The sequence below is a fragment of the Thermosynechococcus sp. PP555 genome, assembly GCF_031583225.1.
Taxonomy (GTDB): Bacteria; Cyanobacteriota; Cyanobacteriia; order Thermosynechococcales; family Thermosynechococcaceae; genus Thermosynechococcus.
Genome location: NZ_CP134168.1, coordinates 853,931 through 866,361, shown reverse-complemented (window position 1 = coordinate 866,361; position 12,431 = coordinate 853,931). Strand labels below are relative to the sequence as shown.

The window sequence follows — 12,431 nt, the reverse complement described above, 5'->3', positions numbered from 1 at the left end:
GGCTAAAGGATCGAAAATTTAGGACGAATCATATGGGAATCACACACCGCACGCTCGTTGTCAGTACGACAGTGGTCATGACGGCATTGGTTGCTGTCACGGGTGCGGGTCTGCACTGGTCCCGTAGCCTAGCGGGTTTCCGCCAAAGTCCTAAGGAACTGGTGGATGAAGTATGGCAGGTCATTGACCGTGAATACGTTGATGCCACCTTCAATGGCAATGACTGGCGTGCCGTGCGGCGGGAGTTTCTCTCTCGGAACTACACCAAACCCGAGGATGCTTACAAAGCGGCACGGGAAATGCTCGAGAAGCTCAATGATCCCTACACCCGCTTTATGGATCCGGAGCAGTTTCGCTCCATGCAAATTGAAACCTCTGGTGAACTCACAGGGGTAGGTATCACCATTACCCAGGACGAAAAGACCAAAGAAATCACCGTGGTTTCCCCCATTGAAGGGAGTCCCGCCGCTGAGATGGGTTTAATGGCCAAGGATGTGATCCTGAAAATTGATGGCAAATCCACCAAGGGCATGGATCTCAACCAAGCTGTCAGCATGATCCGTGGCCCGGTGAATACAAAAGTGCGCCTGACGATCCAGCGGGGCGATCAAATCTTGAACTATGAGATCACCCGTGCCCGCATTGAAATTCATCCCGTTCGCCACAGTTTGCGCCAAACTCCCCAAGGCCCTGTCGGCTATATTCGCCTTGTCACCTTTAGCTCCAATGCAGCAGCAGAAATGCGCGCTGCCATTCGGGAGTTAGAAAAGCAAGGCGTTGAAGGCTATGTTTTGGATTTACGCTCCAATCCGGGTGGCCTACTCTTTGCTAGTGCTGAAATTGCCCGCATGTTTCTACCGCAGGGCGATATTGTCTCTACGGTCAATCGCCAAGGGGAAGCAGAACGCTTACGCGCCGGTCGCGGCTTCTTGACCAATAAGCCCCTTGTGGTGCTCATTGATGGCGGCTCGGCCAGTGCCAGCGAAATCCTCGCAGGTGCCCTACAGGATAATGGCCGTGCCGTGTTGGTGGGAACGCGCACCTTTGGGAAAGGCTTGGTGCAGTCCGTCCAGCCCGTGGGCGACGGGGCAGGCATTGCAGTGACGATCGCCAAATACTTTACCCCCAGTGGTCGTGATATTAACAAGAAAGGCATTGAACCCGATATTGAAGTCACACTCACGGAGCAGCAGCGGGAACAACTGACGCGCGATGACATTGCCACCGATCGTGATCCTCAATTTACACGGGCGCTAGCCGTTCTCAATGAACGCATCCTAGCAGAGCGACGCAATACCCAATCAGCGCGTCCTCCCCAGACAGCCAATCCTTAAGTTCACTCAGTTAGGTGAGCACCGTGGCCGACCACCGCCGACAAGCCCAGCGGGTATTGTTCTTGGCGCTAGGGGTCAATGTTGCCCTGACGGCCATTAAAGCCATTGTTGGTGTTCTCAGTCGCTCATTGAGTTTACAGGCCGATGCCCTGCATAGCTTGACCGATGCCGGGAGTAGCATACTGGGCTTAGTGGCCATGCAGTGGGCTAACCCCCATCCCGATCGCGACCATCCCTACGGTCACCAAAAGTTTGAAGCCCTCGGTGCATTGGGGATTGCCGCCTTTCTGGGCATGGTGTGCTTTGAGATTTTACAAAGTGCGGTTGAGCGCCTGCTGCATAAAAGCAGTGCCGTGACGATCACAGGGGCAGAACTGTGGATTGTGATCCTTGTCCTTGGCATGAATATCGGCCTTACTCTCTATGAACACCACATGGGGCGCAAGCTGAATAATTCCGTGCTCATTGCTGATGCCAAGCATACCCTGAGCGATGTCTGGACAACGATTATTGTTCTTTTGGGGCTGATTGGGGTGTGGACCTTCAACTGGGCCTGGTTGGATGTGGTGTTGGCATTTCCCGTCGCGGCTCTTGTGTTTTGGAGTGCGTGGGAAGTCCTCAAAAGCAACATTCCTTGGCTGGTGGATGAGATGGCGATCGCCCCCGAAGCTATCCATGAGCTAGTGATGACCGTGCCCGGTGTGGTTAATTGCCACGACATTAGCTCGCGGGGAATGGTGGGGCGGCAAGTGTTTATTGAGATGCACTTAATTGTCGAGGCGGAAGATATTCCCACGGCCCATGACATTACTGAGCAAATTGAAGCCCTGCTGCAAGACCGCTATGGGCCGGCTCGCATTGTCATCCACGTCGAACCCCCCGACTACGAATCCAGTCAGATCAGCTTCTCTTAAGTGATTTTTGCTATTTTTTGAGCATCTGCGCAAAGCAACTGAGGAGTGACCCTGTGGTGTACGACTGCATTGTTGTTGGTTCAGGCCCTGCGGGCGGTGCGGCTGCCTATCACTTGGCTAGGCGAGGCCGGCGGGTGTTGGTTCTGGAAAAGGAAGCTCTGCCCCGCTACAAGCCCTGTGGGGGAGGTGTGTCGCCCCAAGTGCAAGCTTGGTTTGACTTTGACTTTACTCCTGCTATCTCACTGAAGCTGACGCAAATGGTCTGTACGTGGCAGGGTGGGGAAGCGCAAGTGCTGGAACTGCCCCCAGAGCACGCAGTATGGATGGTGCGCCGCGATGTGTTTGATCATTTTCTGATTCAACAGGCGCAGCAACAGGGGGCGCAGGTAGCGGCTCAAACTCCCGTTACAGGTCTAACGTGGGGGGGCGATCGCTGGCAGGTGCATACGCCCAAGGGGGATTTCACAGCGCAGTATTTGATTGGCTGTGATGGTGCCAAAGGTTCAATGGCCAAGTGGTTGGGCTTCCAACATCGTCAGCAGCGTATAGGAGCAGCCATTGAGGTTGAAGCAGCCATGCCCAATCATTCCCTGAGGACAGCCCACTTTGACTTTGGTCGCGTTCACAATGGCTACATTTGGAACTTTCCTAAACGGGAGGGCTACTCGATTGGTGTGGGCACGTTTTCCCTAAAACGCAAGCAAAATCTGAGGGCGATCGGGGCAGCATATGCTGAAACCTTTGGCGTTGATTTCAGTCAAGTCAAGGTCTATGGCCACCCCCTCTACTGTTGGCAGCGGCACCAGCGCCTGCACACCCAAAATGCCCTCCTTGCCGGGGAAGCGGCCTGTATCGTTGATCCGTTTACTGCCGAAGGCATTCGTCCCTCGCTGTTGACTGGCATGTTGGCCGCCCAAGCCATTGATCGCGCCCTCAATGGTGATCCAGAGGCTCTCGCAGACTATTCCCGTCAAGTCCAACAGGCGTGGGGAGCGGATATGGTCTGGGCAAAACGTCTAGCGACTCTTTTTTATCGGATGCCCCACATGGCCTATGAAGTGGCCATCAAACGTCCTAGCGCCCTGCAACGGATGGGGCAAATTCTCTGCGGTCAGTTGCGTTACCGCGATGCAGCAGCCAATGGCCTGAAATTGTTGGCAGCGGGGTTGAGAGTGCCGACGGTTTTCCGTTAATGCCGATAGGGATGCTCCCTGAGCTGCCTTCTATAATGTTGGTGCAGCCTAACTTTAGGAACACGAGTGGTGAGCAGTCCCATTGAGCAGCGCAAGGCCGAGCACCTCGAGCTTTGTATTCAAGGTGATGTCAGTCATCAAGAAGTCACCACCGGTTTCGAGAAGTATCGCTTTCGCCATTGTGCCCTGCCCGAACTGGACTTTGCCGAGATTGATCTGAGCGTCGAGTTTTTGGGCTGGCGACTCGCTGCCCCCCTGCTGATTTCCTCCATGACTGGTGGAACGCCTGAAGCGGGAGACATCAATCGCCGCTTGGCACGGGTGGCGCAACAAAAGGGAATTGCCATGGGGGTCGGTTCCCAGCGAGTGCTGCTGGAGCATCCAGAGGTGGCGACCACGTTTGCCATTCGTCAAGAGGCACCCACTATCCCCCTCTTAGCCAATCTTGGCGCGGTGCAGTTGAACTATGGCTGTGGCGTCAATGAATGCCAAAAGATTATTGATCTCCTAGAGGCGAATGCCTTGATTTTGCACCTCAATCCCCTACAAGAGGCCGTCCAAACGGGGGGCGATCGCAACTTCAAGGGACTGTTGACGAAAATTGGTGTTCTCTGCCGTGCCCTGCCGGTGCCGGTGATTGTGAAGGAAGTGGGCAATGGTATCAGTGCCGACGTGGCCAAGCAACTCGTGGAGGTGGGAGTAGCCGCTATTGACGTGGCGGGGGCAGGGGGAACCTCTTGGGCTAAGGTGGAAGCAGCGCGTGCTCAGGATGGGCGTCAGCAGTACCTCGGAGAGGCCTTTGCCGAATGGGGCATGCCTACGGCGCAGTGTCTGGAGCAAATTCATCCTGCCCTACCAGATACGCCCCTAATTGCCTCCGGCGGACTTCAAAATGGCATTGATGTGGCCAAGGCCCTTGCCCTCGGTGCTGGTCTTGCCGGTTTAGCGCGCCCCTTTTTGCAGGCCGCCCATCAATCAGAGGAGACACTTGCGCAACGCATTGATTTTATCCTTGAGGAATTGAAAACCGTGCTGTTTTGTACCGGCAGTGCCACTCCCCAAGCCCTCTATCAGCGTCGCTGTCTCGAAAGGATCTAGCGGGGGTCTTCAAGGATCGTGCGCAGCCACGGGGGCGGATCCGGAATCGGATTGCCCAATCGCTCCAACAGTGTCCATGCCAAAATATGCACCACTAAGGCATACACCGTGGACTGGAAAAAGACAAGTAGCAGTGCCACGACTTGGATCAGGGTCACCGTTGGCTCCAGCAGCAGGTTGAGGTTGACCAGCACCCAATCAATGAAATTCGTGACCTGCTGATTGAAGTAAATCCAGAGGTTTTCCCCGAGCAGAATGGACACAAGACTAATCTGAAAGAAAAATCCTGCGGTGCCAATCACAGCGCCACTGAGAATCGAGCGTCCCCAGCTCTCTTTTTTTGCCCAACAGCCGCCAAAAATCACCCCCATCATGCCGTGGGGCAAGAGAAATTGCAGACTGCGGGGTGGCCCCATCAACACAGAAAGGAGCAAGGCACTGACAATCGCCGCCATCCAAGCCGCTCGGCGGTTCCAGCGTAAATACACCAAGGCAATGGGAATTGGAAAAAATAGGCGCAAGACTGGACCAATGGGCAAATAAAAGTTAATCACCCACAGCAGGGCAGCGGTACTGGCAAGGAAGGCTGTTTCTGTGATCACCAAGGTGCGCTGAATTTGCGATCGCCCCAAGGCTTGGGACTGCTCAGGGGGCACAATGGCTTCGACGTCGGGAAAATCATCCTCTAGGGAATCCGTTGGGTTCATTGATTGCAGATAACCTTTTTTCTCTACACTCTAGCAAGCTTTACTGCCAGCTCTCAAACTGGATATAGCGCCCTGAAAAATCCTTTGCTGAAAGTTAGAATCGGGGGTAAGGTATTCCTATCAAGCTTACATGTTAATTTATGTGCCGTCTTTATGCCTATATGGGGCGCAAAACGTCCCTTGCCCATGCCTTGGTGGATGCTCCCCATTCCCTGTTGGTGCAAAGTTATCAACCCCGCGAAATGACGGCGGGACGCTTAAATGCCGATGGCTTTGGGGTGGGCTGGTATGCTGCCCGCCAAGATGTGCCCCCCTTTCTTTATCGGCAAACGCTGCCCATGTGGCATGATATTAACTTTACTGAGCATTTAAGCCGCTACATTCAATCTGCCTGTTTTTTGGCCAATGTCCGCAGTGCCACACCGGGTCAACCCGTGCAGATGACGAATACGCAGCCCTTTCGCTGGGGACGCTGGCTGGGGGTGCACAATGGCTTTATCGAGAACTTTCGCCAAACCCTCTACCGCCCTATGCGCGATCGCCTGTCGGATATTTGTTACAACATTGTTGAAGGCTCTACAGACTCTGAGCACCTCTTTGCCCTGTTTTGCAATGAATTGGTGTTGAATCCGCAACTGTCACCGTTGATGGTACTGCGGCAAACACTGCAAATTGTTTTTTCCCTAGCGCAGGCAGCGCGTACCAGTGTCAGTGCCGCCATGATTCTGACTGATGGCGTCTATATTCTCGCCACCCGCTGTGGGCGGGGCACACCACCCCCCACCCTGTACTGGAGTCAGGATGCCGAGAAAATTCAACTCACCTCAGAGCCGGTAGATCAGCAAACGGAGTGGTATCCTTTACCCGAAAATAAACTGCTGTTGATGAGTTTGCAGAGTGAACCAGAGATTTATACCTTCTGAGACCTCAACCCCGTTTAATCCTTGGGATCGCGAAGCCCTTTGGCAAGCCTTTCAGAACCAGCGGCAATTTACACGCCAACTTGTGGCTGAGTTGAGCGAGGCCGTCCTTTGTGCGCAGCCCCATCCCCTCTATAGTCCCGTGGGGTGGCATTTGGGACACATTGGCTACACAGAAGCTTTTTGGCTCTTGCCGGAATCCTCAGGGGTGAGCGATCGCGATCGCTATTGGTATGCCGCCGATGGCCGCCCCAAGGCCGAACGACAGCATCTACCGCCGCGTGGCCAGCTACTTGACTACTTAGCAGAGATTCGCCAAAAGACGGGCGATCGCCTCTACAGTCTTAGCGACGAGCAGTGGCAACGGGAAGTCCGTCTCTGGTGGTGGATTTTGCAGCATGAAGCCCAACACAGTGAAACAATGCAAATGGTGCTGGCGATGCAGGGGATTTTCACCACCTTGCCCCCTCTCCTATCCTCGCCTCAGTCTTGGCAACGGATTGCCGCTGGCAGTTATGTCATTGGCAGTGAAGACCTCTTAGCCCTTGATAACGAGCAGCCAGTCCAGAGTGTCGAACTACTTCCTTTTACGATTGATGCGGCACCGCTGACCTGGCGGGAATTTCTCACCTTTGTGGAAGCGGGTGGTTATCAGCGGCGGGAATGGTGGTCCAGCAGTGGTTGGGAATGGCGCGAAGCAGAGGGGATCACAGCACCCTTTTACCCCGTTCCTGAGGATTTGGACTTACCTATGTGGGGACTCAGTTTCTATGAGGCTGAAGCCTATGGCCATTTCCAAGGCAAACGTCTCCCCAGTGAACGGGAATGGGAGATTGCTGCTCAGCAGGGACTCTTGAATCAGGGCTACGTTTGGGAGTGGACGCAAAGTCCCTTTGCCCCCTATCCGGAGTTCCAGAGCTATCCCTACCGGGGGTATTCTGCGCCCTACTTTGATGGCAAGCATTTTGTTCTAAAAGGCGGTAGTCACTGGACGCGCCCCATTCTCAAGCGACCCTCATTTCGCAATTGGTATAGCCGCACCACCCGTGAGGTGTTTGCCGGCGCCCGCTATGTTCAACTAGAAGCACTCCCGATTGAGTCTGAGGCCTAGACTGGGTGAAGTGGGTTAATTTTGTGCCCAAGTTCCCCGTGATCCTGTGATCCTTTTCACGGGCACTCTCCTTAGGCTTCGCCAGAATCAGACTATCAACTATCCTCTTGCGAGGCATCTTATGAGAAACATTGAAGCTGAGCAAACGAAGCACCGTTCCTCAGTAAAGAAAGTTTGAACAAGATGACCCCCAAGCGATGAGTGCGACTCAAACTCCCTAAACTAGGGACAAGGGCATAGGGGCGTTTTGATGTCAATTGCTGAGGAATTCCGCCAACTGCAAACGCGACTCTTGGAGTGCTGGGACGGGACAGAAACGTTTATTCCTGAACTACCCAAGGGTCCCGGCGGCATTGAGCGCGATATTGTGGTGGTGCCTTCCCTGAGCTTTCCCCAACCGGAGCTGGCCAAGATCACCGGCTATACCCACTACGAGGAGCGGCAACTCTATACGCTGATCCAGTTGCGGAATCCGCGTACCCGCATGATCTACGTGACGTCCCAGCCACTGCACCCCAGCATTGTTGACTATTATCTGGATTTACTCCCCGGCGTACCCAGTTCCCATGCCCGCGATCGCCTGCTGCTGCTGGCCACCTACGATCGCTCCGATAAACCCTTGACTGCGAAAATTTTAGAGCGGCCTCGCCTTTTGGAGCGTATTCGTCAAGCCCTGCGTCCCAACCAAGCCTACATGGTGTGTTTTAACTCCACCCCTCTGGAGCGGGAACTGGCGGTACGCTTAGGCATTCCTCTCTACTCGACGGATCCCGACCTCCTCTACTGGGGAACCAAGGCGGGCAGTCGGGAACTTTTTGCGGCCGCAGGCATTCCCCATCCGATGGGCAGCGGTTTTTTGCAGGGGGTACCGGAACTGGTGCGCGCGATCGCTCACCTCCAAGAGAAATCTCCTGAACTGCAACGGGTGGTGGTGAAACTCAATGAGGCTTTTTCCGGAGAAGGCAATGCTCTTCTTGATCTGCGCCCACTGCGCCCCCTTGGCAGCCCACACACCCCCGATCATCTACAACGGATTGAAAATAGCCTAGAGGAGATGGTCTTTCAGGCGCCTAATGAAACTTGGCTCTCCTATCGGCAGCGATTTATGGATCTGGGTGGCATTGTCGAAGCCTTTGTGGAAGGGACAGTCAAGCGATCGCCCAGTGTCCAAGGCTGTATTACCCCCAAAGGCAGTGTTGAAATCGTCTCCACCCATGAACAGTTACTCAATGCCCCCACAGGTCAAATTTTCATTGGCTGTGAATTTCCCGCCCATGCCGACTATCGCCAACAACTCCAAGAATTGGGGCAAAAGGTAGGGACGTACTTGGCACAGCAGGGGGTGATCGGCTGTTTTGGTGTGGACGTTGTTGCAACCCAGACAACAGCAGGGTGGGAGCTTTACGCCATTGAAATTAACTTGCGCAAGGGTGGTACTACGCACCCCTTTATGACCTTAAAATTCCTCACCGATGGCCACTATGAGCTAGCCTCTGGACTGTTTTACAGCAAGCACCGCCGTCCCAAGTATTACATTGCCTCCGATAACCTCTGCCAACCCCACTATCGCGGCCTCCTGCCCAATGATCTCTTGGATATGATTGCCCGCTACCATCTCCACTTTGACTCCAGCACCGAAACGGGCACTGTCTTTCACCTCATGGGGGCACTCTCGGAATTTGGTAAGCTGGGACTCGTCAGCATTGGTAACACCCCCGAAGAAGCCCAAGCCATCTACGACCAGACCATTGGCGTTCTCGATGCTGCGGCGCTATAGGTCTCTCATGTGCCCACCCCCTGCATAGACAGGGGTCTGAGAATCTCGCTACAATTGGCAACGTTCACTGTGAAGAGCAGCCTGTAGGGAAAATCCAGTGCAAGTCTGGTGCTGTGCCGCAGCTGTGATGGGGAACCCCCCTCAGCCAGAATGCCTACTTGCTGTGGTTCACTCTGTTTGCCTGCGTCGCACGGGCATGGAGTTTCAACGTGGTTGTTACGCTCAACGATTCCATTCTCAATCCCCTCGTTTTTAGTCTTGATTTACCCCCTCTCCCCCAATCTCGACCGCTTTTACTCGTCGGTCATGGGACGCGCGATCCGGAAGGTCGCCAAGCATTTTTGGACTTTGCCCAAGCCTATTATCAACTGGATCCCTGCCGGCCTGTTTTTCCCTGTTTTCTGGAGTTAACGGAACCCTCGATTTTTGAGGTGCTCAGCCAGTGTGCTGCCGCAGGCCATACAGACTTGTCAGTGCTGCCAGTTTTACTCTTTGCTGCTCGCCACAATAAGTTTGACGTTACCAATGAGTTGGATCGGGCACGGCGGGCGTTTCCGCAATTGCGCTATCACTATGGCCGCCACTATGGCATTGCCCCCGAAATTTTAACCCTGTGGCGATCGCGCCTTGAACGCTTGGACTCACCAGAATTTAATCCCCAAGGCATTGGCCGCGAAGAAACCGTTCTCCTAGTGGTGGGACGCGGCTCCAGTGATCCCGATGCCAATGGCGATGTCTTTAAGCTAGCCCGCATGCTCTGGGAAGGCAGTGGCTACAAAACCGTTGAGGTCTGCTTTATTGGCATTACCCATCCCCGCCTACCCGAAGGATTTGGGCGGGCGAATCTTTACCAGCCCCGCCGCGTCATTGTCCTGCCCCACTTCATGTTTACAGGGGCACTAGTCAAGAAAATCTATACCCTTACCGCAGAAGCCCAAGCCGCCTATCCCAGTGTTGAATACGTGAACCTACCGGAAATTGGCCTGCACCCGCAACTATTTTATCTCACGCGGCAGCGGGAAATTGAAACCCATACGGGGCAGGTGGCCATGAACTGTGAAGCCTGCAAATTCCGCTTGGTGGCAGGCCATAGCCATCATCACCACCATCATCAGGATCATGAGCACCCCTCCCACAGCCATGATCACGGGGGGCATCACCCTCACCACCATCACCATGGATCAACCGTGGACTTGGATCACTTGCCCAGTTACCACCAACGCATTTGGCAAGTTCCCTAGGCATCGCTCCCCAGTGAAAATGTTAGAGTAAATGATGACTGCTACTCTTTCTCAAGCTTAGATAGGGCTTGTCTATGCGTATTAAATATCCTCCCCAGACGGTTGACCGGGTGTTAATTTTTGATACCACCCTGCGGGACGGTGAACAGTCGCCGGGTGCCTCGCTGAATGTGGATGAAAAACTGGCGATCGCCCGTCAACTGGCGCGACTGGGGGTGGATATTATTGAAGCAGGCTTTCCCTTTGCCAGTCCCGGTGACTTTGAGGCGGTGCAGCGGATTGCTGAAACCGTGGGCACCGAAACGGGGCCGGTGATCTGTGGCTTGGCTCGTGCCACCCGCCAAGATATTGAAGCAGCCGCAAAAGCCCTCAAACCCGCCTACTATCCGCGGATTCACACCTTTATTGCCACCTCGGATATCCACCTAGAGTACAAACTGAAGAAAACCCGCGCTGAGGTACTGGAAATTGCCCCCGAAATGGTGGCCTATGCCAAGTCCTTTGTGGATGATGTTGAGTTTTCCCCTGAGGATGCCGGGCGTTCGGATCCTGAGTTTCTCTATCAAGTTTTGGAACGGGTGATTGACGCCGGTGCCACAACAATTAACATTCCCGACACGGTGGGTTACACCACCCCCGCCGAGTTTGGCGCCCTGATCAAAGGCATCAAGGAAAACGTGCCGAATATTGATCGTGCCGTCATTTCAGTCCATGGTCACAACGACTTGGGCTTGGCCGTTGCCAACTTCCTCGAAGCAGTCAAAAATGGGGCACGGCAACTGGAGTGTACGGTTAACGGCATTGGGGAGCGCGCCGGCAATGCTGCCCTTGAGGAATTGGTGATGGCTCTCTATGTGCGGCGGCAGTACTTCAATCCCTTCCTAGGCCGTCCCCCCGAATCGGAAGCACCCCTGACCAATATCAACACCCGCGAAATTTACAAAACCTCCCGCTTGGTCTCCAATCTAACGGGCATGCTGATTCAGCCCAATAAAGCGATCGTCGGTGCCAACGCCTTTGCCCACCAATCAGGCATTCACCAAGATGGCGTCCTCAAGCACAAGCAAACCTATGAAATCATGGACGCCCAGCTCATTGGCCTAGCCGACAATCAAATTGTTTTGGGCAAACTCTCTGGTCGCAATGCCTTTGCCACCCGCCTGCGCGAGCTGGGCTTTGAACTCAGTGAAACGGAACTCAATAAGGCGTTTTTGCGCTTTAAGGAACTGGCCGACAAGAAAAAAGAAATCACTGACTGGGATCTAGAAGCTATTGTTAAAGATGAAACCCAAGCCATTGATGTTCAAGGCTACCAGCTGGAATTTGTGCAGGTCTCCTGTGGCGATCGCGCCCGCCCCACCGCCACCGTAACCATCCGTCTGCCCAGTGGTGAGGAGCTGACAGATGCCGCTATTGGCACAGGCCCTGTGGATGCCGTCTATCGTGCCATTAACCGCGTGGTGCAAATTCCCAATCGCCTCATTGAGTATTCCGTGCAGTCAGTGACCGCGGGAATTGATGCCATCGGCGAGGTGACCATTCGCCTGCAACACGGGGATCGCATTTACTCGGGCCATGCCGCCAATACAGATATTATTGTTGCTTCGGCTCATGCCTATATGAATGCCCTCAATCGTCTCTATCGCGGGCTCCAGCAGCAACGCCTCCACCCCCAGACCGCTGAGGTTCATGGTGGAACCACTCCCTAAGCCCCTTGAGCACCACGGCATCTACCCCTGCCCCATTTGCCGCCATGGCCAAATTGCCCCAATGGTGCTCATGGAAACCCATGCCTGTAACTTTTGCCGCCACATTTTTACCCTTAATCCTGAGCGCCAAACGGCTCGCCTTGAAGATGGGGCGATCGCTTTTCGCTGGCAGTGGACGGGTACAGGCTGGCGATCGCTCCACCGCCCCTCTTCTCAGGTCACCGTTGTTGGCCTTGTGTTAGCTATTTTGCTCATCATTTTACCGCCAACCCTCATCTGGCTAGCCTATGCCCTGTTTCCGCCCCTAGAAGCAGGAGTTTGGCGCTGGCTTCCCCTTCTTTGGACCGGCCTCACCTTAGCTGCCCATGCCCTACTCTTTGGGCCTGTTTTAATGGCTATTTTGTCCCCCGAAAGGGAGATGTGAGAC

At 54.4% G+C, this 12,431-nt stretch carries 11 protein-coding genes and 1 riboswitch; of the genes, 10 read left to right on the top strand and 1 reads right to left on the bottom strand.

The annotated features are described in order from the left end of the window. Nucleotides 1-32: 32 nt before the first annotated feature. From ctpC to fni, 4 genes are all read left to right on the top strand, one after another. Nucleotides 33-1,334 carry a carboxyl-terminal processing protease CtpC gene (gene ctpC / locus RHH27_RS04035; RefSeq protein ID WP_206201176.1) on the top strand — a complete coding sequence of 434 codons (1,302 nt, stop codon included), beginning with the start codon at nt 33-35 and terminating at the stop codon, nt 1,332-1,334. Between the two features lie 23 nt (nt 1,335-1,357). Then, nucleotides 1,358-2,248: a cation diffusion facilitator family transporter gene (locus tag RHH27_RS04030; RefSeq protein ID WP_302678920.1), complete on the top strand. Its 891-nt coding sequence runs from the start codon at nt 1,358-1,360 to the stop codon at nt 2,246-2,248. Between the two features lie 56 nt (nt 2,249-2,304). Then, complete coding sequence (locus RHH27_RS04025; protein WP_302679147.1) at nt 2,305-3,441, top strand: geranylgeranyl reductase family protein; 1,137 nt, start codon at nt 2,305-2,307, stop codon at nt 3,439-3,441. 69 nt (nt 3,442-3,510) lie between these two features. Further along, nucleotides 3,511-4,539 carry a type 2 isopentenyl-diphosphate Delta-isomerase gene (gene fni, locus RHH27_RS04020; RefSeq protein WP_206201174.1) on the top strand — a complete coding sequence of 343 codons (1,029 nt, stop codon included), beginning with the start codon at nt 3,511-3,513 and terminating at the stop codon, nt 4,537-4,539. On the opposite strand, the gene RHH27_RS04015 is transcribed toward fni, so the two are convergent. Continuing rightward, entirely contained in the window at nt 4,536-5,246 is a 711-nt protein-coding gene (locus RHH27_RS04015) for a DUF2232 domain-containing protein (RefSeq protein WP_206201173.1), read from the bottom strand. The genes fni and RHH27_RS04015 overlap by 4 nt on opposite strands. 140 nt (nt 5,247-5,386) lie before the next feature. On the opposite strand from RHH27_RS04015, the gene egtC reads away from it, so the two are divergent. The 6 genes from egtC to RHH27_RS03985 all read left to right on the top strand — a co-directional run bounded on the left by egtC (nt 5,387) and on the right by RHH27_RS03985 (nt 12,428). Then, nucleotides 5,387-6,169 carry an ergothioneine biosynthesis protein EgtC gene (egtC, locus tag RHH27_RS04010; protein ID WP_302678919.1) on the top strand — a complete coding sequence of 261 codons (783 nt, stop codon included), beginning with the start codon at nt 5,387-5,389 and terminating at the stop codon, nt 6,167-6,169. Further along, nucleotides 6,144-7,277, top strand: coding sequence for an SUMF1/EgtB/PvdO family nonheme iron enzyme (locus RHH27_RS04005; RefSeq protein WP_206201171.1), 1,134 nt, complete (start codon nt 6,144-6,146; stop codon nt 7,275-7,277). The genes egtC and RHH27_RS04005 overlap by 26 nt, the downstream gene beginning before the upstream one ends. 250 nt (nt 7,278-7,527) lie before the next feature. Further along, nucleotides 7,528-9,054, top strand: a complete 1,527-nt coding sequence (locus tag RHH27_RS04000; protein WP_302678918.1) for a peptide ligase PGM1-related protein — start codon at nt 7,528-7,530, stop codon at nt 9,052-9,054. Between the two features lie 35 nt (nt 9,055-9,089). After that, a riboswitch (cobalamin riboswitch) is annotated at nt 9,090-9,231 on the top strand. Between the two features lie 32 nt (nt 9,232-9,263). Continuing rightward, entirely contained in the window at nt 9,264-10,295 is a 1,032-nt protein-coding gene (locus RHH27_RS03995) for a sirohydrochlorin chelatase (RefSeq protein WP_302678917.1), read from the top strand. A gap of 74 nt (nt 10,296-10,369) precedes the next feature. After that, the gene (locus RHH27_RS03990) at nt 10,370-12,004 is read left to right on the top strand and encodes a 2-isopropylmalate synthase (protein WP_206201168.1); all 1,635 of its coding nucleotides are present in this window, start codon (nt 10,370-10,372) and stop codon (nt 12,002-12,004) included. After that, nucleotides 11,985-12,428: a hypothetical protein gene (locus RHH27_RS03985; RefSeq protein WP_302676738.1), complete on the top strand. Its 444-nt coding sequence runs from the start codon at nt 11,985-11,987 to the stop codon at nt 12,426-12,428. Before RHH27_RS03990 ends, RHH27_RS03985 begins: the two co-directional genes overlap by 20 nt. The last annotated feature ends 3 nt before the right edge of the window (nt 12,429-12,431 follow it).